General features: G+C 31.3%; 27 protein-coding genes. 12 read left to right on the top strand and 15 right to left on the bottom strand.

The window, feature by feature from the left end:
* Positions 1–32 precede the first annotated feature (32 nt).
* The 5 genes from ACUUYC_RS00190 to ACUUYC_RS00170 all read left to right on the top strand — a co-directional run bounded on the left by ACUUYC_RS00190 (position 33) and on the right by ACUUYC_RS00170 (position 2,890).
* Complete coding sequence (locus ACUUYC_RS00190) at positions 33–479, top strand: T9SS type A sorting domain-containing protein (protein WP_474262581.1); 447 nt, start codon at positions 33–35, stop codon at positions 477–479.
* Positions 480–483: 4 nt separating this feature from the next.
* Positions 484–1,530, top strand: a complete 1,047-nt coding sequence (locus ACUUYC_RS00185; RefSeq protein WP_474262579.1) for a PLL family lectin — start codon at positions 484–486, stop codon at positions 1,528–1,530.
* Between the two features lie 99 nt (positions 1,531–1,629).
* Positions 1,630–2,010 (top strand): VOC family protein, encoded by a 381-nt coding sequence (locus ACUUYC_RS00180; RefSeq protein WP_474262577.1) that lies wholly within the window; start codon positions 1,630–1,632, stop codon positions 2,008–2,010.
* 42 nt (positions 2,011–2,052) lie between these two features.
* Positions 2,053–2,547, top strand: coding sequence for a hypothetical protein (locus tag ACUUYC_RS00175; protein WP_474262575.1), 495 nt, complete (start codon positions 2,053–2,055; stop codon positions 2,545–2,547).
* A gap of 172 nt (positions 2,548–2,719) precedes the next feature.
* The gene (locus tag ACUUYC_RS00170) at positions 2,720–2,890 is read left to right on the top strand and encodes a hypothetical protein (RefSeq protein ID WP_474262573.1); all 171 of its coding nucleotides are present in this window, start codon (positions 2,720–2,722) and stop codon (positions 2,888–2,890) included.
* Positions 2,891–2,991: 101 nt separating this feature from the next.
* Here the strand turns inward: ACUUYC_RS00170 and ACUUYC_RS00165 are convergent, their stop codons facing one another.
* The 3 genes from ACUUYC_RS00165 to ACUUYC_RS00155 form a co-directional block, all read right to left on the bottom strand.
* Entirely contained in the window at positions 2,992–3,714 is a 723-nt protein-coding gene (locus ACUUYC_RS00165) for a DUF6090 family protein (RefSeq protein WP_474262571.1), read from the bottom strand.
* A 133-nt stretch (positions 3,715–3,847) separates the two neighbouring features.
* Positions 3,848–4,675 carry a M23 family metallopeptidase gene (locus ACUUYC_RS00160; protein ID WP_474262569.1) on the bottom strand — a complete coding sequence of 276 codons (828 nt, stop codon included), beginning with the start codon at positions 4,673–4,675 and terminating at the stop codon, positions 3,848–3,850.
* 8 nt (positions 4,676–4,683) lie between these two features.
* Complete coding sequence (locus ACUUYC_RS00155; protein ID WP_474262567.1) at positions 4,684–5,796, bottom strand: serine hydrolase; 1,113 nt, start codon at positions 5,794–5,796, stop codon at positions 4,684–4,686.
* A gap of 184 nt (positions 5,797–5,980) precedes the next feature.
* On the opposite strand from ACUUYC_RS00155, the gene ACUUYC_RS00150 reads away from it, so the two are divergent.
* Both ACUUYC_RS00150 and ACUUYC_RS00145 read left to right on the top strand, forming a co-directional pair.
* The gene (locus ACUUYC_RS00150) at positions 5,981–6,466 is read left to right on the top strand and encodes a hypothetical protein (RefSeq protein ID WP_474262565.1); all 486 of its coding nucleotides are present in this window, start codon (positions 5,981–5,983) and stop codon (positions 6,464–6,466) included.
* Between the two features lie 141 nt (positions 6,467–6,607).
* Complete coding sequence (locus ACUUYC_RS00145; RefSeq protein ID WP_474262563.1) at positions 6,608–7,489, top strand: T9SS type A sorting domain-containing protein; 882 nt, start codon at positions 6,608–6,610, stop codon at positions 7,487–7,489.
* A 55-nt stretch (positions 7,490–7,544) separates the two neighbouring features.
* Here ACUUYC_RS00145 and lysA read toward each other — a convergent pair whose 3' ends face one another.
* Positions 7,545–8,789 carry a diaminopimelate decarboxylase gene (gene lysA / locus ACUUYC_RS00140; RefSeq protein WP_474262561.1) on the bottom strand — a complete coding sequence of 415 codons (1,245 nt, stop codon included), beginning with the start codon at positions 8,787–8,789 and terminating at the stop codon, positions 7,545–7,547.
* Positions 8,790–9,103: 314 nt separating this feature from the next.
* On the opposite strand from lysA, the gene ACUUYC_RS00135 reads away from it, so the two are divergent.
* The 3 genes from ACUUYC_RS00135 to sucC all read left to right on the top strand — a co-directional run bounded on the left by ACUUYC_RS00135 (position 9,104) and on the right by sucC (position 11,155).
* Positions 9,104–9,310: a hypothetical protein gene (locus ACUUYC_RS00135; RefSeq protein ID WP_474262559.1), complete on the top strand. Its 207-nt coding sequence runs from the start codon at positions 9,104–9,106 to the stop codon at positions 9,308–9,310.
* Positions 9,311–9,561: 251 nt separating this feature from the next.
* The gene (locus ACUUYC_RS00130; RefSeq protein WP_474262557.1) at positions 9,562–9,801 is read left to right on the top strand and encodes a hypothetical protein; all 240 of its coding nucleotides are present in this window, start codon (positions 9,562–9,564) and stop codon (positions 9,799–9,801) included.
* Between the two features lie 160 nt (positions 9,802–9,961).
* A complete protein-coding gene (gene sucC, locus ACUUYC_RS00125) occupies positions 9,962–11,155 on the top strand; it encodes an ADP-forming succinate--CoA ligase subunit beta (protein ID WP_474262555.1) in 1,194 nt (397 codons plus the stop codon).
* Positions 11,156–11,225: 70 nt separating this feature from the next.
* Here sucC and ACUUYC_RS00120 read toward each other — a convergent pair whose 3' ends face one another.
* The gene (locus tag ACUUYC_RS00120; RefSeq protein ID WP_474262553.1) at positions 11,226–11,441 is read right to left on the bottom strand and encodes a hypothetical protein; all 216 of its coding nucleotides are present in this window, start codon (positions 11,439–11,441) and stop codon (positions 11,226–11,228) included.
* 357 nt (positions 11,442–11,798) lie between these two features.
* Here ACUUYC_RS00120 and ACUUYC_RS00115 point away from each other — a divergent pair, with 357 nt between their 5' ends.
* Positions 11,799–12,233, top strand: coding sequence for an Hsp20/alpha crystallin family protein (locus ACUUYC_RS00115; RefSeq protein ID WP_474262551.1), 435 nt, complete (start codon positions 11,799–11,801; stop codon positions 12,231–12,233).
* 254 nt (positions 12,234–12,487) lie between these two features.
* Complete coding sequence (locus ACUUYC_RS00110) at positions 12,488–13,165, top strand: methyltransferase domain-containing protein (RefSeq protein WP_474262549.1); 678 nt, start codon at positions 12,488–12,490, stop codon at positions 13,163–13,165.
* A gap of 31 nt (positions 13,166–13,196) precedes the next feature.
* Here the strand turns inward: ACUUYC_RS00110 and ACUUYC_RS00105 are convergent, their stop codons facing one another.
* The 10 genes from ACUUYC_RS00105 to ACUUYC_RS00060 all read right to left on the bottom strand — a co-directional run bounded on the left by ACUUYC_RS00105 (position 13,197) and on the right by ACUUYC_RS00060 (position 19,579).
* On the bottom strand, positions 13,197–13,664 hold the full coding sequence (locus ACUUYC_RS00105) for a hypothetical protein (RefSeq protein ID WP_474262547.1): 468 nt from the start codon (positions 13,662–13,664) through the stop codon (positions 13,197–13,199).
* 68 nt (positions 13,665–13,732) lie between these two features.
* Positions 13,733–14,620: an SPL family radical SAM protein gene (locus ACUUYC_RS00100; RefSeq protein ID WP_474262545.1), complete on the bottom strand. Its 888-nt coding sequence runs from the start codon at positions 14,618–14,620 to the stop codon at positions 13,733–13,735.
* Positions 14,621–14,705: 85 nt separating this feature from the next.
* Positions 14,706–15,284 (bottom strand): PhnA domain-containing protein, encoded by a 579-nt coding sequence (locus tag ACUUYC_RS00095; RefSeq protein ID WP_474262543.1) that lies wholly within the window; start codon positions 15,282–15,284, stop codon positions 14,706–14,708.
* A 70-nt stretch (positions 15,285–15,354) separates the two neighbouring features.
* Positions 15,355–16,230 carry a hypothetical protein gene (locus ACUUYC_RS00090; RefSeq protein ID WP_474262541.1) on the bottom strand — a complete coding sequence of 292 codons (876 nt, stop codon included), beginning with the start codon at positions 16,228–16,230 and terminating at the stop codon, positions 15,355–15,357.
* Positions 16,231–16,245: 15 nt separating this feature from the next.
* Positions 16,246–16,848, bottom strand: a complete 603-nt coding sequence (locus tag ACUUYC_RS00085; RefSeq protein ID WP_474262539.1) for a short chain dehydrogenase — start codon at positions 16,846–16,848, stop codon at positions 16,246–16,248.
* A gap of 55 nt (positions 16,849–16,903) precedes the next feature.
* Complete coding sequence (locus tag ACUUYC_RS00080; RefSeq protein ID WP_474262537.1) at positions 16,904–17,320, bottom strand: hypothetical protein; 417 nt, start codon at positions 17,318–17,320, stop codon at positions 16,904–16,906.
* Positions 17,321–17,332: 12 nt separating this feature from the next.
* The gene (locus tag ACUUYC_RS00075) at positions 17,333–17,617 is read right to left on the bottom strand and encodes a DUF1456 family protein (RefSeq protein ID WP_474262535.1); all 285 of its coding nucleotides are present in this window, start codon (positions 17,615–17,617) and stop codon (positions 17,333–17,335) included.
* A 111-nt stretch (positions 17,618–17,728) separates the two neighbouring features.
* On the bottom strand, positions 17,729–17,920 hold the full coding sequence (locus ACUUYC_RS00070; protein WP_046757511.1) for a cold-shock protein: 192 nt from the start codon (positions 17,918–17,920) through the stop codon (positions 17,729–17,731).
* A 94-nt stretch (positions 17,921–18,014) separates the two neighbouring features.
* Entirely contained in the window at positions 18,015–18,695 is a 681-nt protein-coding gene (locus tag ACUUYC_RS00065) for an ATP-binding cassette domain-containing protein (RefSeq protein ID WP_474262532.1), read from the bottom strand.
* Positions 18,689–19,579: an ABC transporter permease gene (locus tag ACUUYC_RS00060; protein WP_474262530.1), complete on the bottom strand. Its 891-nt coding sequence runs from the start codon at positions 19,577–19,579 to the stop codon at positions 18,689–18,691. The genes ACUUYC_RS00065 and ACUUYC_RS00060 overlap by 7 nt, the downstream gene beginning before the upstream one ends.
* Positions 19,580–19,768: the final 189 nt, after the last annotated feature.

Here is a 19,768-nt window from a genome sequence, read left to right as displayed (position 1 = left end):
GCTAGTAAAAAAATCAATCAAAAATAAAGCACATGAAACAAATTTTGACAGTCATCTTTAGTATTGGATGTATTCCTGTATTGTTTGGACAAAATATTGCATCTGTAAATTCGGGAGCTGTATCAAACAACAATTTAATTTATACGGTAGGAGAGATTTTTGTAACTCCAACAAATCCAAATGAATCAGCTTCAGGAGTTATTGGAGCGCTTTCTAGAATTGAATTCTTGTCATTAGGAATAGAAGAACTTTTGTTTTCAAAGAAGATTACGTTTTACCCTAATCCAACTTCAAATTCTGTGTATTTAGAAACAAATGAAGTCATTAAGAAATTATGGATTTACGATAGTAACGGAAAGTTAATTTCTGTAAAAAACATATCAAATAACAAAGTAGAATTAGGCACTTTACAAACAGGAATTTATTTTATAAAGCCAAACAATTCAGACAAAAAATCTTTTAAAATTATAAAAAAATAACACTATGAAGCGACTAATACTTTCGTCATTACTATTACTTTTTTCTACCTATGCTTTTTCTCAAACTCCTCAAGGAATTAGTTACCAAGCTATTGCATTTGATACTAATGGAAGTCCAGTTATGGACGGAAATGTAGGAATTAGGATAAGTATATTGGATAATGCTGCTGACGGAACTGCCGTTTACGTTGAAACACATACAAAATTGACCAACGCTCAAGGGTTATTCAATTTAAATATTGGACAAGGAACTGCTAGTACGGGAACTTTTTCTGCAATTAATTGGAGTATAAACTCTAAATTTCTAAAAGTTGAAGTTGATCCAGCTGGAGGAACAAACTATACTATTACTGGAACAAACCAGTTAATGAGTGTTCCGTATGCGCTTCATTCGGGAAGTACGAATGTGTCAAATTTACCACAATCTATAAGAGCAAGAAGTAATACGAGTGAAACTATTGTAATCTATACCGATACCAATGCTTATGGATTCTATCAAAATAGTTCTGGTGGCGGATTTTGGTCTTCAACTTCTATAAGTGGTACACCAATTGGCGCAATAGCTTCTGATGATACCATTGTAATTTACACTGACAACAACGCGTATGGATTTTATCAAAATGAAGCTGGAGGTGGATTTTGGTCTTCTACCTCAATAGGCGGAACTCCTATTGGAGCAATAGCTTCTAATGATACTATAGTTGTGTATACTGATATCAATGCATATGGCTTTTATCAGAATCCTACAGGAGGCGGATTTTGGTCATCTACTTCTATAAGTGGAAATAACACCAAAGCAGTAGCTTCTAACGAAACTATCGTAATTTATACTGATATCAATGGGTATGGTTTTTATCAAAATGAAACTGGTGGTGGATTTTGGTCTTCTACCTCAATAGGCGGAACTCCTATAGGTGCAGTAGCTTCTATGAATACGATCGCAATTTACACTAATATCAATGCATATGGCTTTTATCAAAATCCTACTGGAGGCGGATTTTGGTCTTCTACTTCTATAAGTGGAGCTTTTGTAGATGCAATAAGTAGATAATTGAATAAGATATAATTACATTTAAAAACTCTTTATGTCTGATCACATTAAAGAGTTTTTTAGGTTTAAAGATGGTATGAAAAATTATAGATGTAAAATATGAAAACAACCGAACAATTCTTAAGTGTACATCCAGTTTTGGCGGTAAAAAATGTATTAGCGTCATTGGATTTTTATGTAAATAAACTCGGTTTTGAAGTTGCTTTTGCAGATCACAAAACAAATCCAACGTATGCAGGAATTAGACGTGGAAATGTTGAAATTCATTTGCAATGGCATGATGCTTCTGAATGGGAAAACAATATTGATCGTCCAATGTTGCGTTTTTTAATATTGAATACGGAAGCATTATTTGATGTGTATAAAACTAAAGAAGTGTTTCATGCACAAACTTCACTCAAAGAAACCGCTTGGGGAACGAAAGAATTTGCTTTTTATGATATCGATAAAAACGGATTGACGTTTTATGAAGATATATAAATAATAGGAATAGCAAACTATAAAATAAAACACAACTAGTAAATGCAATATACTTTCAGGATTACTTTATGTCTTATCTTTTTTGTGGTACTAAGTTGTAGTAATTCAAAAAAGGAAACGACCAGTGATGAATTGTTTAAGCTTGATCTTATACTAAGTGAAAATTTTGTTAGAATTACAGTTCCTGAAAAAACGGATTTTACCTTTCCAGACAGTGCAGCTAAAAAGGAACCATATAAATTTGGAGACTTCAATGCAGATGGTAAAGAAGACATAATGGTCTATTTAGGAGCTTGCGGAACAGGTGGTTGTATGTATGGTTTATTTCTGAATCAATATGACAATTATTATAAATTGGCATTCTTCGATTATTTAAAAGGAGCAACATTTGAAAAAGGAAAAAATGGTTTTTTGACTATCAAATCTTTTGAAGAAGTTGAAGCGTACAATCCTTCAAAATTGAACGTTTCGGTTTATAAATTTGATAAAAATCATAATGAATACAGGCTCGATTTCACCTATGTGCAAAAGAATTGAAAATTAAAAGGAAATAATATTTTCATATCGAAAACACATTAGAATATACAATTCCGTGAATTGCCAGAAGCTTCACCAACCAATTCACGGAATCGTCATGTACGTTACTATTATACCTCTTTTACACTTCCTACTTTTGAGTCATTATTAACTTTATAAAAATGATTCTATTATGAAAAAAAGAAGTTTAAAATCACTCGATCTTAACAAAAAAGCTATTAGTAATTTGGAAATGAATACTAACAAAGGAGGATTGCCTTGGACGGTACATATTAAGGTTTCTTGGGCTGTTTGTCCTACGCCAATGGATATTGCAACGAGGTTATTAGATTGTAATGATTAAATAGTTGCAGGTTCTTAAAATGACCCAAGCTATTTAATAAAGAAAAAAACGATCCTAGGATCGTTTTTTTCTTTTTATGCTTAAACTATTTAGATAGAAATTTAATCATCTTCTAAACGATCATTAATCTGTTCTAACAATATTTTAGCATTTCTTGTATATCCTTTTATTAATGCCAAATGATTTTTAGATGCTAATACATTGTATGCTGCCACTTTTTTCCGGTAATCTTCACTTACAAAATATTCTTTCATTTCTTCAGTTAGGACGCCTTGTGTCCAATCAACAAACCAAGGATGTACTTTAAAGCTGTCTAAATTTCGTAAAACTTCGTTTTCTAAGCGTTCGTTACTCTTTTCGATATTAGGAACGAAAATTGCATAAAACTGCGACAAATCCGTAAACAAGCTATCTTTTTCATTTACTTGCTGATCAGTAATTCGTTTTAAAATATCAAAACCTTTTGTCTGAATGTTATAAGGTTGATAAATAGTTGTTAGACTTCTACAAGTAGAACATTCATTAAAGTTTTCTAGTGTAATTTCTTTTTTAATGACGCGTCTACTGTTTTCATTATTAATTTCAAGATATTTTGCAATTTGTGTTGCAACTAAAGTATCTCTTGCCAAATCATTAGAAATAGTTCTTAAGGTATTATTTAGTGTTGCTGCGGTTTTTCTACGTTCGTTCCAGTTATTCACTTGTAATGCTAGTAAAATCCCAATCATAACTAATAGAATCTCTCCAATAGCATACAAAATATAGTTTTTAACCTTTTTTTGACTTACTAACCGTTGACGAATTGATCTAAAAAATTTCAGCATACTACAGAGTTTAGGTTATATTATTCTGATCATCTTGATCGTTTGATTTCGGGAAATTTTTATACAATCGAATACCTAATCTTGCGAAAAGCAACACAGCAATTACAATAACAATATTTAATCCATCCATAAATTATTTTCTTCTTCGAGCGTATCGTTTTCCTTTTCTAAGTTTCTTTCCAACAAAGCCTTCAAACTGAATAGGAACTGATGTATTTCCATTTTTTAAAGTTGCTTTATGTACCACAAAATGTAAATGAGGTGTTGTGGTAAATCCTGTCATTCCTGAGATTCCAATAACTTGACCTCTTTCAATAGTATCACCTTTTTCAACCAAAGAACCATTAAAGTTCAAATGAAAATATGAAGCAGTTGTTCCGTCACTATGTTGAATGATTATATAATTTCCGTCATTGGCAAACTTTCGAGTTCTCCCATGTTTCTTAGAATTTTCTTTAATCATAACTACCTTTCCTTCGCGTGCGGCGTAAATAGTATCACCAATCTGAGTTCCAAAATCAAACGCGTGATACGACGCAACATGATCATGTGAAAAGTTTCCAAAATTTCCTTGAATCAACTTTCGTTTCTTTTTATAAGGCAACAAATAACGATATGCATCGTCATGTTTTACCGTACTTGGATCACCATACCCAAATTTAAAACTAAAATAATCATATAAATCTACCAAGGAAGTATCCGTTTCTAAAATATTGCGTGGCACTTTGATAAAATTATCAATTTTTTCAGAAGGTTGTATTGTCGTATTTTTTGAAAAAATAATTTCTTTCGGAATGTTGTCTTTTGGTGTAATCTTAAAAAATAATGGTGATAGCATATTGTTTTTTACAGATAAAGAAACATATTCTTTTGTAGACAAAACAGTATCTCTTTTTACACTAACTTGTTGTGCTTGAGAAATAGAAATGCTAAAAACTAAAAAGAAGATAATTGCTCTCATTGTATTATTTAATTTTGTTGTTTTTTGATGTAAAATTGATGAATTTGTCGTCCAAGTTCAGCTAAAAATGGAATGCCAATTGAATCATATTCATACATATCATCATTAAAAATTTTATTTTCATTTACATGAATTGTCGCAGTGATTGTAAATGAAATATTATTCTTTTCGTCTACAATATGCGCACAATCGGTTAAATAACCATACGCATAACCAACTTTATTATATATTTTAATATGAGTTGGCATCGGTTTGTCTGAATCACCAAACATAAAGAACTTTACATAACTATCATAATATTCAGTATTATCAAAACCTTGCTGTTTTGGCGTTTTATGCATAACAGCTAATAAAAACTCACGATCATTTTCTGAAAGTTGAAATTGTTTCTTTAAATCGTAATTTTTAGGAAATTGTATGCGTTTCATAAGTTCGTGAAGCGTTACAATTGGTAGGTAATTCTTCTTAGAAAAATCCATTGGTTTAGAAATCAATGAATCATTTCTATAAAATCCTTTGCCTTTATGAAACTTTTTCAGATCTATCGAAAAAATAGGCAAATTTCTCTTTTCCGGCTGCTGATATAAAATACTATTATTTTTAATAAATGTAATAGGTTTTGTAACATAGTGCGCAGCACTATCAGTACTCAATCGATGCGAAATCCGTTGCGAGTATAAATCTCTTGTATCTAATTTAAGGTGAATTTCATCCTGTCCTAAAAATTCAAACAAACGATTATAGGCTTCATTATCACTGATTGCAAAAATTTTCTGAACTTCTTTCCGAATTGTAGTCTTTGTAGAATCATCTTCAATTTGAAAAAGTGTTTCACTGTCAATCTCAGGAATTCGATGCGCCTTTTCTAGAGCCAAAATAGCCACAGGAAACTTTACACTACTTGCAGGATAAAAGTAATTTTTATTATCTACCTGAAAACTAAAATCATTTCCTTCTGAATCTGTCACCATAATTTGAACTTCATGCGCTTCCAAATTTTGCATCACAGTCTGGATCTTTTCAGAATCTGCAGCAAGTGCAAACTGTATAGGATCAGTAAAATCCTTTTGTTGAGTACAACTAAAAACTAGAATAGAAACTAAAAAGAATAATTTTTTCATTAAACAAAGTACAGTTGAATGTTTCTACAAGATACTATTTTATCTAAATAGTAGAAATGTTAAAACTATTATACTTTTAATTGTTGTATTGTACAATAAGTAAATTTAAATAGAAACGTAACTTTCTTATATTTGAGTGTACATATAATATAAAATACTTCATAAAACTTAAACAATAACAAAAATGAAAGTTCAGTTTATAGAAGAACAAAAATTTTCACAATGGTGGCTCTGGTTAATTCTAATTGCTGTTGGAGTCATGCCTGTTTACGGAATCTATAAACAAGTAATACTTGGAGAATCATTTGGAAGTAAACCTATGTCAGATACAGGACTCATAGTAGTAACGATAGTTGTTTTGCTAATCTTAGGATTGTTTCTAATTATGCGTTTAAAAACGAAGATTGATGCAGCTGGAATTCAGATGCGTTATTTTCCTTTTATAAAAAAAGAAGTGAAATGGCATGAAATTAAAAAAGTAGAAGTTGTCAATTACGGATTCGTTGGTGGTTGGGGAATTCGACTTTGGACATCCTATGGAACTGTATATAATATGAAAGGAAATCAAGGGTTGGCAATAGAATTAGTCAATGGGCATAAATTCTTAATCGGAACACAAAAAGAAACTGAACTAACAGAAATTATAGAAAAAGTAAATAAAACGAAATAAGACTTTTAAGGTAAAAAAAATATGTTAAATCTATTAATGGTTTTGTAAATAGTTTAATTTCAATTAATTTCAGGAAAGAATTCTATTATTACTGTATTTAAGTTGAGAATACAATAGAAGTATACTTTAAAACCAAACTCCGTGAAAAACTTTATTTTAATTCTTTTTTTATGTCTAAGTTATCTTTCTTCTGCGCAAGAATTCAGCGTTGAACTATTTTTTCAAGATGCTGCTGGAAATCAAGACAGTGTTATTTTAGGCTATGATAACAGCGCTACTGACGGTGTTGATAGTGCTTTTGGTGAAACTAACATAATAGCTACATCTTATAATGCTGGTTTAGATGTTAGGATTAGTGATGAACTTAAAGCACGAACAACTTATCCCAATCCGCTTACGCCAACGTATCATACAAAAAAACAAATATTTCAGAAAGGTTGTCCTACAAACTTTACGATCCATGGTATTGATATTGTAACTGATAATTGGCCTGTTACTTTGACTTGGGATAACTCATTATTTAATAATGATTGTAGAAATGGAACCGTTTTTACAAGCATAAACCCAGGTGGATGGTGGGATACTTCAAGTCCAAGCGCATATACAAGTGGTTTTTGGCGCGCTGAACTTTTAAATCAGAATCAAGTAGTTTTTAGTGCTAATACATATGATGAATCAACTAGTACTCCAAACTATTCATATATGTCCGATAATAATAGAGTTGTGTCTGTTTTTTGGTTCACTTTTGGGAATGAGTCACAACTTTTAAGCACTAAAGGAGATAAGCTTTCCAATGTTACTATGTATCCAAATCCGACGTTAAATGAAGTGAAAATTGATATTGGGACTCTAAATTTAGAAGTAAAAACGATAGAATTGTTTGATATTAATGGGAGAAGTTCAAAAGTCACGCTTGATAAAAACAATGTAATCCATTTAAAGAATTATAAGAGCGGAATTTATTTTGTTAGAATACAGTTTAAAAGCGGTCAAACCTTATTAAAAAAAATAATAAAAGAGTAATAATCTAAAAAAGTGCCTGCAATTTACAGACACTTTGACCAACACTGATATTAACCTAAACTTCTTTAGGCGTCTTTTTTTTCTTTTTCTTGGGTGAAAGATCAATTTCAACCTGATTTTTTAAAATATCATCAAAAGTTTCGCGCTTGCGAATCAAATGTGCTTCATTTTCAAACCATAAAACTTCCGCAGGTCTGTAGCGCGAATTATAATTACTAGCCATTGAAAAACAATAAGCTCCAGCATTATTAAACTTTAAAATATCGCCTTCGCGGATTTCACTAATTCTACGGTTATTTCCAAATGTGTCTGTTTCACAGATATAACCAACCACAGAATAGTAACGTTCACGACCAGTTGGATTTGATATATTTTCTATATGATGATATGAATTGTATAACATTGGACGAATAAAGTGATTGAAACCACTATCAATTCCAGCAAAAACAGTTGAGGTTGTTTGTTTTACAACGTTTACTTCTGCTAAAAAAGAACCAGCTTCGCTTACTAAAAACTTTCCAGGTTCAAAATTGAGTGATAATTCTTTTCCATATTCTGTACAGAATTCATTGAAACGTACACTTAGTTTTTGACCTAGTTCTTCAATATTTGTTTGAATATCATCTTTTTTATACGGAACCTTAAAACCACTTCCAAAATCAATAAAATCTAAATTTTTAAAATTGCTTGCTGTTTTAAATAGTATTTCAGAAGCATACAAGAAAACATCAATATCTAAAATATCACTTCCTGTATGCATGTGAATTCCGTTAATGTGCATTCCTGTTAATTCTACAATACGTAACACATGTGGAATTTGATGAATAGAAATTCCAAACTTAGAATCTATATGTCCGACAGAAATATTATGATTTCCACCAGCCATTACATGCGGATTGATACGAATACACACAGGAATTGTTGGATGCTTACTTCCAAACTGCTCTAGAATAGAAAGGTTGTCAATATTAATTTTGACACCAAGTTGCGCAGCGTGTTCAATTTCTTGTAATGAAACACCATTTGGTGTATACATAATGTCTTCTGCGTTAAATCCGGCAGCAAGTCCTAATTGGACTTCTTGAATAGAAACGGTATCCAATCCAGCTCCAAGCGATTTCATCAACTTTAAAATGCTCAAATTGGATAATGCTTTTACAGCATAATGTAGTTTCATCTTTGGTACTTCTTGAAACGCTTTCGTTAAGCGTTCGTATTGCGAAGTTATTTTATTGGCATCATATACATACGTTGGACTTCCATACGTTGCTGCGATATTTTGTAAATCGGTCTGATTCATTATTCTTTTTTTAATGGTTCAAAACTATATCAAAATCAAGTTACAATAAAGAAAAGGAGTTAAAAAATATAAAAATAACACAAAATGTTTCATTTGTAACATTTTAAATAGTTTCAAGTACTTAGAATATTTCATAGTGATAGTCTATTGTTTAAATGAAGAGGTTTGAATTTAAAATGCTGGTTTACAGTGATTTTTCATGCTTTTTTTAAATAGAGGATATAGCGTATTTTATCTAATTTAAGGTGTATATACTTGATTCTTATTAGAAACGATTATTTCTTTATACATATTAAATTTTAAAACATATAACCATGAAAAAAAAGAACTTAAAAAATTTATCGTTAAAAAAGTCAGTAATATCTAGTTTAGAAATAAAAGGAAGAGGTATTCCTAGTCCACCATCATTTACTTGTTTTACTTGGTGTGGTGGACCTAAATGTGTAACGGCAGTGCCAACAGTTAGCTGTGTAAAACATTGTGGTACTGTAACAGACGCTACTGTTATAGGATTAGGATAGGGAAGAAATATGTAGTCACTAGTATAGAACATCAGAAATGATTGTGAATTACAAACAAATATTGGTGGACAAAATAAAGGAGCAAATGGCTGTCTAATAGTTAGTGACTGTAATTGCTAGAATCAATTTATAAAATTAATAAGAGCGAACAATTTTGTTCGCTTTTTTTATGGAGAAAAGTCTATGGAAAAACCGTAACAGTTTGATTATTAATATTCTTAACTTTAAGTGTAACCAAAAACATTTTAATCATGAAAAAAAAGAATATTAGATCTTTAGCATTAAACAAAACAAAAATTAGTGAACTGCAAATGGAGAAAGGAGGACTAAACAATACTAGTGATTGTATTACAGCAAGTACGTGTAGTTGTGTAACTTGTATGCAAGGTTTCTGTCCAACAGGGCAAAGTAGATTTATTTGTCCGCCTAGCCCAACAGAACAGTGCACTTTTATTACGTGCCCAGGACCAACAGGATTTGATCTTCCATAATTATTGTAAATCGGGAAATCTATTTTAGATATTTCTATGAATTTTAAAAGAGTTGTTCGTTGGAATGACTCTTTTATTTTTTAATCAATCAAAAACCAAAATTAATTGGGTTTAATGCGTTCGATTATTTACATTTGTGCTCTATAAAAAATTTCGTAAAATGAACTTACACGAATATCAAGGTAAAGAAATATTAGCAAGTTTTGGCGTACGCATTCAAAGAGGAAAAGTCGCTTCTACACCTGCAGAAGCTGTTGAGGCTGCAAAGCAATTAACAGAAGAAACTGGAACAGGATGGCATGTGATTAAAGCACAGGTTCATGCTGGTGGACGTGGAAAAGGTGGCGGAGTGAAGCTTGCCAAAAATCTTCAAGAAGTGGAAGACATCGCTGGACAAATCATCGGAATGGATTTGGTAACACCACAAACTTCTGCGGAAGGTAAACGTGTACATCAAGTTTTAATTACAGAAGATGTATACTATCCTGGCGAAAGTGAAACCAACGAATTTTATATGTCTGTTTTATTAAATAGAGCTACTGGACGTAACATGATTATGTATTCTACTGAAGGTGGAATGGATATTGAAACGGTTGCTGAAGAAACGCCACATTTAATATTTACAGAAGAAATCGATCCTGCATTAGGATTGTTAGGATTTCAAGCAAGAAGAATTGCTTTCAACTTAGGATTAAGTGGATTGGCATTCAAAGAAATGACAAAATTCGTTTCTTCATTATATAAAGCATATGTAGCTTCTGATTCTTCATTATTTGAAATCAATCCTGTATTGAAAACTTCAGATAATAAAATCATGGCAGTTGATGCAAAAGTAACGTTAGACGAAAATGCATTATTCCGTCATAAAGATTACGCAGCAATGCGCGATTTACGTGAAGAAAATCCAGTTGAAGTTGAAGCGAGAGAAGTAGGACTAAACTATGTTGACCTTGACGGAAACGTTGGATGTATGGTAAATGGTGCTGGTTTAGCAATGGCAACAATGGATTTAATTAAGATGGCTGGTGGAGAACCTGCTAACTTTTTAGATGTTGGTGGAACTGCAGATGCAAAACGTGTTGAAGAAGCTTTCAGAATTATCTTAAAAGATGACAATGTAAAAGCAATCTTAATCAATATCTTTGGTGGAATCGTTCGTTGTGATCGTGTTGCACAAGGAGTTGTAGATGCGTATAAGAATATGGGAGACGCTATTAAAGTGCCAATCATTGTTCGTTTACAAGGAACAAACGCAGACATCGCAAAGGAACTAATTGATAATTCTGGATTAGATGTTCAATCTGCTGTTGAATTCCAAGAAGCTGCTGACAAAGTACAAGCAGTTTTAGCTTAAAAATTAGTACAGTTATATAGTATTCAATTTATATATAAAAAGCCTTTCCATTTGTTTGGGAAGGCTTTTTTTATTTAATTATTCCTAGCCATACAGATAGTATTAGTAAAATAATAATTATAACTATCCATAATATGATTTTAAAAAATATCGACCAACAACCATTCTTTTTTTTTGGAGTGTAATTAGTATAATTACCTGAAGAATTTCCTTTTGGTGTTCCTGCTTTTGCTTCCCAAGCAGCAACATCTCGCATGTGTGAATCATTTTTAGAATCCTTTCCCATTTTTATTTGAACTTTTAGTATTTCGTTTAGGTATTATTTGTCTTGACTCAATTTTTTCTAACCTTTTTGTGAAAATCGTATTATAAATTGTATGACCCTATTTCTAAATTTATAAGAATATCAACTTAAATCAAAACAATTCATAAGATTTCTACTACAATCTGAAATTTTCACAAATACAATTTCGTCACGCTGTCACATCAATTTTTAGATAAAATGCCACTTTGTCATTATTTTAACATGTAAAGATGTCAATATGGCGCATTTTTTCACTTGGAATCCTTTTTGACTTATACAACTCGTATTTGAATAACAAAAACGAACATAAAAAATTAAATCACTAAAAAAACAAATAAGATGAACATAGTAAAAAGTAAAAACGTAGATCTTCCTTCAATTTTTGACGAATTATTTCCAGCAGATTGGTTTGGTGGAATTGCAAATCAAGTAGCCAGTAATACAAATATTCCTGCTACAAATATTAAAGAAACTGCAGACAGTTTTACACTAGAAGTTGCTGCACCAGGAAATGTAAAAGAAGATTTTATCCTGTCATTAGATCACGATCTGTTAACAATTAGCGCAGAAGAGAAGAAAGAAGAAGAGAAAGTTGAAGATACATATACACGTAAAGAATTTAGCTTTGCGAGTTTCAAAAGATCATTCAAATTGCCGCAAACGGTAAACAAAAAAGAAATCAACGCAACATATGAAAACGGAATATTAAATGTGACGTTACCAAAGCGTGAAGAAGATAAAGTGAAACCTAAAAGAACAATAGAAATTTCATAAAAAGTATTTAGGATTGGTTAGTTAATGGGAAAAAGGTTCGTCAAGAAATTGGCGAGCCTTTTTTATGTTTTTGAGATTATTAGACTTGCTCCGCTTTTGGATTGTTAGATCGTTATGCTTTTAAGCGTTGCGTCAAGCTGAACTTGATTCAGCTTCACACTAGTATGGCAAAGCTAAATTATTCGCGATTTCGTGATAAAATGAACTAGTATATTATTGTACTTTTATACTTTGTATATACTAACAACATATCTGTGAAAGCGAAATCATCAAAACCGAAAAAAAATAAAAAGCCTTGGCCAACAAAAGCTGCAATGGAACAAGTGTATGCACAAAAACTATGGGGGAATAACGAAACTGATTTCTATTCTGGAGAAGGATCGCATCATCCAAAAATTGCAAATCCATACATTAAAGTAGTACGTTCTTTTTTAGCTTCTTTTAAACAACTATTAGTTGTGTGCGATTTGGGTTGTGGAGATTTTAATATTGGAAAACAATTTGTAAAACTTACAAAGAAATATATTGCGATTGATATTGTAGAAGATTTGATAACGCATAATAAATCAACGTTTAAAGAAGAGAATTTAGAATTTCATTGTTTGGATATTGCAGTAGATCAATTGCCAGCTGGCGATTGTGCTTTCGTTCGGCAAGTATTACAACATTTGTCGAATGCAGAAATACAAAGTATTGTAAAAAAGCTAGCAAATTTTAAATATGTTATCATCACAGAACATCTGCCTAAAGGCGATTTTATTCCAAATAAAGATATGATTTCAGGGCAAGGAATTCGACGTAAAAAGCAAAGTGGAGTTGATTTGTTAGCTTCACCATTTAACTTCAAAGTACAGGAAGAGAAACAGTTAATAGCTATTACATTACCTAATTCTAAAGGCGTTATAGTAACGACGCTTTACACTAATTTTTAGAGATAACTTTATGTGGATTTCGTGAAAATGTTTATTCTTTTAGAACTATTTCAGCTTTAGTTATTTCTAATGTTGGGTTTTTCGAAGCGACTAAAATTCCTTTGAATGTATATTTCCCATCTTCTTTTATTTTAATTTCAGAATTTTTGCCAGTAAAACTCCAACTCGTTTTGCCATTGAATGTTGTTTTTACTTCACCTATTGTAATATTCTTATCAGTTGGATCAATTTCTAGTCCGCCATATTCTTCTCCATTTTTCAATACTTCAATTTTGAATTTTACAGCAACATCGCCTTCATATTCAAAATCCATTTCAGACCAAAAAGCAATTTCGTCCCCTTTTTTAAGTGTTAAATCAGCTTCTTTGATAATTAAATGATCATTACTTTTACTAACTTCATTAATTTCTAATCTAGCTACTTCTTCACCTGTCAACCCGCAACTTGTCATGAGCGTAAGTGATAAAGTAAGTGTTATAATTGAGTATATTCTTTTCATTCTTTAGGTTTTAAAATTATATATATTAAGTCACGAAAAATAATAATTATTGTTTCAATTTACAATCATTACACAATCCGATCTTTTAACTCATACGTTTTTCCAAGCTCTTTCATTTTCTTATAAAAAGCTTTTCTATAAAATTCGGGTAATTGATGACTGTTTGAAAAATAGCGAAGATAACGCGCTTCTAATTCAGGATAATGTTTTTTAACTGCGTTGAGCAGTAACGTTTTACTATCGGCTTTTCCGTTTCCGAAAACTGTCAAAGTTGCTGGCATTACATAGTTTGCATTGCAGTTTTTGAATGTACTAAATAATTTTTCTAAATGTTCAGTCGTGTCTGTGATAAAAGGCAATAATGGCATAAGGCTTACGCCAGAATGGAAACCTGCTTGAATTGTTCTTTTTAAAGTTTCAATTCGTAAAGATGGTTTGGGTGCACCAGGTTCAAAAATGCTTCCAATTTTATCATCAACGGTAGCGAAGGAGAATGTAATTAATGTTCCGCCAGAAAGTTTAGATTGTAAATCGTTGGGCAAAATTGCGTGTTGATTAATTTCATGTAGCAAATCGAAATCACGTTCAACTAAAGTAGATTTTGTAATGATATGTACTGGAAAACGATATTTTAGAATGATTTCTAAGGCTTTTCGCGTAAGTTGATATTCTTTCTCAATAGTAATATATGGATCCGTTACAGATGATAAAACGATGAAACCATATTCGCCTTTTTCGGCACGTTTCTTCAATTGTTTTTCAAGTAATTCAATTGCATTTGTTTTAACTGATAAACTCGTAGCCAAATTAGTTCCGTATTTACTGCCGCGAATATAACAATACAAACAATTATATGAACAACTCTGATACGGATTGAAAGTGTAATCATCCAAAAACCAAGTATCTCTTTTCTTGGTTTTATTCAATACAGATTTGACTTCAATTTCTTTGATCATAAATTATATGCTGAGAATGAAAGATACAAAAAACGACCTGACATTTCTGTCAAGTCGTTTTATTATATTTTATGTTTGATAAAAATTACGTCTTCTTCACATATTTTGTAATAATCACAATATGCTGACCATTTAAACGACCTTCAATATGTTCTGCATTGTCGTGCGTCAAAGAAATGTTTCTAACTGCCGATCCACGTTTTGCGACAAATCCGGCACCTTTTACGTTTAAATCTTTAATTAAAACAACACTATCACCAGCTTGCAATTGTACGCCATTTACATCTAAATGCTTGATGGCATTTTCTTTATCTTCTGCTTCTCCAGTTGCTGCTGCCCAAGTTAAATCGTCTTCATCCAAATACATCATGTCCAACAAATCTTGCGGCCAACCTTCTTTTTTAAGTCTGTGTAGCATTCGCCAAGCAACAATTTGAACAGCTTTTACTTCACTCCACATACTATCATTTAAACACCTCCAATGATTCGCATCCATTGTTTCGGCATCTTCTATTTGAGAAATACACGTTTCACATGCATAGATAGATTTTTCGAGCTTATTATCATGATTTGGTGGAACATGATACACTGCTAATTTTTCAGTTGTAGCACATAATTCACATGCAGCACCACTACGTTTTTGTATTTCTCTTTCGATACTCATATTGGAAATTCTTTAATTCTGGACAAAATTATAGGTTTAATTGATATATGAAAGAGGTTTGGTTTTTATTTTATTGTTCAACATAAAGATCAAAACTAGTTTTAAAGCTATGTTTGGTCTTATTATCTGTTACTTTAAAAACACAAGTAATAGGATTTTTTACGTATCCTTTTGTAACGGAAAGTGTACCGTATAATTGATCTTTTAGATCTTTGGCACTCACTGGTTCTGGAAATAAATTATCTTTTGCATCAATTATAGTTCCATCAGCACTTGTAAGACTTATGGTGCCAGTTAAATCTACTTTTCCGTTTTCGTCAACTTCATAACCTTCTAAGTTCTCTAACAGTATATAAATATTTTCATCAGGTTCTATTTTATCATCAATCAATGCAATATTTCGCGTTTGCGAGTATAAATATAGAATGTTGTATGTGAAACCATTTGTTTCTGTTTTCATCAAAGGATTTTCAACGAGCTTGAAGTTTTTCTTCAAATTGAAATATCCATCGCTATGTTTATCACTAACCATAATGTTCAAGATATACGAGTTTTTTGGTAACATTGGCAAAGCAAACGTGAGCGTGCTTGTGAGATTCAATTTTTCTTCTGTGAAACCTTCAGAGGTGTTTTTTAATAGATTTTTCTGAGATAACAACGTGTCACCTTTTTTGTTTAATACAAAGATGTCCATGTCTGGATATGCTAAACTATCTTGCAATGCAAACCCTGTCATATTATCATAAAACAGTGTGATTTTTTCACCATACGTAAATTCAGACCTATTAATAGCTCCTGTATAATTTTTCATGATTATACCGTCACAAGAGAGTTGTTCGTTTTCGATAACTACATCTGTTAGATAATCGTTTTTTTGAGATCTATCTTTTCCACAAGAAAAGAAAAGACAACTTGCAAGTATGAGATAGGAGTATTTTAGTTTCATGTTATTGATATTAAATTAGTTGTATATTCTAATGATTTCGCCAGTACCTTTACCTTCAACACTTTTACGATATCCATTAATTACTTTTTTCATCGGAATTGGATCGTGTCCTGGAAAATAGGCATCATATTTTTCTACGGCATCTTCTACCAAACCAGACGAAACTACATTGACACGAATTTTTCCTTCTAAATCTAGGATAACGGCTTTTACAAAACTGTGAATTGCTCCATTAACCATAGCAGCACTTGCAGTCATTGGAACTGGGTCGTCTGCTAAAATTCCCGTTGTTAATGTAACTGATCCACCTTTGTTGAGATAGTTTTGGCCAATACGAACCAAATTGACTTGTCCCATTAGTTTACTTTTAAAACCGATATAATAATCGTCTTCTGAAAGTTCATTAAACGATTTCCATTTGGCTTCACCAGCGACACATATAATAGCATCGAGCATTCCAGTTTGGTCAAACATTTGTTGAATACTTTCACTTTTACTAATATCTACAGTGACGTTTCCAGTAGTTCTTCCAGCAATTAAAACTTCATGATTTTTAGCGAAATAGCTTGAGACTTTAGATCCAATAGTACCATTTCCACCAACAATAAGTATTTTCATGGTTGATTGATTTATACTTCAAATATAGCGGATATATTTAAGTGCAAATAAAAATTTAGCAATCAAAAGGTACTAAGTCAGGCGTTAAATAATTGTTTTTTACATTTTTGGCGGTGAAAATATTAACAGAATAGTGAGCTTCCATCAATTCTTTGAAGTTGTATTTGAGTCTTGGAAATTCAGTAATAAAACCCTGAAAACTTATTGTTTCTGATTTTAATACAAAATGATATACCGCTTTTACGGCTGCGATTGTAAGCGTTTTATTGTATTTATCTTTTGCACCAACATGTATAACAAAATTTAAAAGTTGAGCTTGAATATTTTGCAATGCTTTTTCAATCCCATAATTAGTTATGTGAATCCAAGCAAGTCGCAAATGTGCTTCATGACTGAATAGAGAAGGATCTAATGTACAGTTTGCAAACTGCTGTTGGAATACAATATCTGTTAATTGAAAATGATCATCCATTACAAATCATGTTTATTGCTTACCTTTTCGTTTAGAAGTAGTTGGTGTCGATTTTGGTTTGTTTTCCTTTTTTGGCATCGGTCCACGCAAGTGAATCACCAAACCATTTAAGAAGTTACGTAAAATTTGATCGCCACAATTTCTGTAATTAGGATGATCTTCATTTCTGAAAAATGCTCCTAATTCACTTTTGGAGATTCTAAAATCTACCAATTCTAATATTTTTACAATATCATCATCACGGAGCTTGAGCGCTACGCGTAATTTTTTGAAAACGTCGTTGTTCGTTAATGCCATGCGACAAAGATACTTATTTTTAAATCACAATAAACTCAAATTTTAGACATAAAAAAAAGCCTATCAAATTTGATAGGCTTTACTTCATTAAGGAATAAAATATATATGATATTAAATTACTCTTACGTCTACTGCGTTAAGTCCTTTTCGTCCTTCTTTAAGTTCGAATTCAACTTCGTCACCTTCGCGTACTTCATCAATTAATCCTGAGATGTGTACAAAATGTTCTTTGTTTGAACCTTCTTCTACGATAAAACCAAAACCTTTAGTGTCGTTGAAGAATTTTACTGTTCCTTTGTTCATTGTAATAAATTTAATAATTATTTTAATAGTTGCAAAGATAATACCAAAAATGATGCGCTCAACTTTTTACACCTTTTTTTTTAGTTAGTTACAATTATTTAATATTGAAATTTCTTATTTTTTCGTCTAAAGTCGCGTCTTTCATGAGGTTTTCAATAATTTTAAAGTTTTCCTTTTTGACAGATTTTTTAATTTTTCCTGCTTTTAAGTAGTGTAAATGATCGCAAGTGTCTTGTAATGTGGAAAATATGTGTGAAGAAAGCAACACTATTTTACCTTTCTCTTTTAGTTTTTTGAGTAACTCTTTAATGATAATATTACTTTGAATATCAACCCCATTAAATGGTTCATCGAGTATGAAAATTTCATTATTTTGAAGTAAAACACCTGTCAAGGCTAATTTTTTCTTCATTCCTGTAGAATAGGTTTCCGCATATTGTTGTAATGGTAAGTCAAAAATATTAGTTTCTTCAAAATTTACATTTTTAATAGTTCGTGCGTTACACACTAATTGTAAATATTCTTTTCCAGTAATTTTAGATAGAAATTCTGGGTTTGTTTCCAAAAATCCAATCGTATTTTTAATGTTCGCTGTTGTATATTTTATTTTTCCTTGATGCGATTCTAATCCTGTAATGCATTTGAATAATGTTGTTTTTCCAGCTCCATTTTCTCCAACAATTCCATTTATTTCTCCTGGTTTGCATTGCAGTTGAATTGCATCCAGAATTTGCTTTTTGCCAAATGATTTAGAAAGATTTTCAATGCTTAACATGTCAATATGGAATTAAGGTTTTTGATTGATTTTCTATAGAAAAGTGGAATGAATACAAGTAATAATGGTGGAAACAGTAAACTTGCCAACATGGCTAACGTTTGAAATATTGGAATTTGTGATGGATAGTTATGATACTTTCCTAAAATAGTTAAGATGATAAAACAAAACCCGAGAAATGTAAAAAGTAATGTGAACTGTAATTCTATGAATGGAAAATAAATAGATAATGCAATAATAATTGGAAGTACAAGTATACTACTGAATGTAATTGCGGTTTTTATTTTATCATATAAAAACACTTTTGGAGTCATGCTATGTATCCAAACGTAATATAATGGTTCAGGTTTTGAATAATAAGACATGCAAATGACAAAGACCAGAAGTAGACTGAAAATTCCAAGATTGTAGTTGTTGACCGAAATTGCAATAATTGTTACGATATATGATATGATGAAAACCCAAAAACTTTTTCTAAAACCGATAACAAATTCAAATGGTTTTTTACCAAATGGTGTCGGAATTGTAACACTTTGAATTTCAATATTGTTTATAAATGATGTCAGTAGCGCAAGTATATGTATTACAATCGCTTCAATATATAGTTGTTTGTAGATAAGAAATGTGCTAAATGGAAGTATAAAGAGTGTGTTTTCAAGCATTCTGACTTTCCAGAAAGTGTGTTTTGGAAAACATTGTTTTAAGAATGTAGTTCGTTTTGTAGTTCCTAATTTCAAACTCAGTCCAAGACCAATTGAGATATAGTACAAATAAGCATTTGGTAATTTATCAAATAGTACTCCAGAAACTCCAATAAAAACAGCAACAAGTAACGCAAAACCAATAATAGGAATTGTGCCAAATTCATCAATATGACGATACATACGCTTGCATTGTAATAGAAAATAGAACTTCACTAATATGGGCTGGTTTTACTAAGAAAATTCAATATACACATAAAAATGATGTTAGAAGTTTTGTGGCAAACTTTAGCGAATTCTTAACGTAATTTATCAAAAACCTCTTCGTGTTTGACTAGGTATTTCTACCTGATTTTTAGTTTTAGGAAATCT

This window comes from Kordia sp. E (assembly GCF_056033805.1).
Note: the sequence above shows the minus strand (reverse complement) of the source record. Positions and strands in the feature narration are given on the sequence as shown.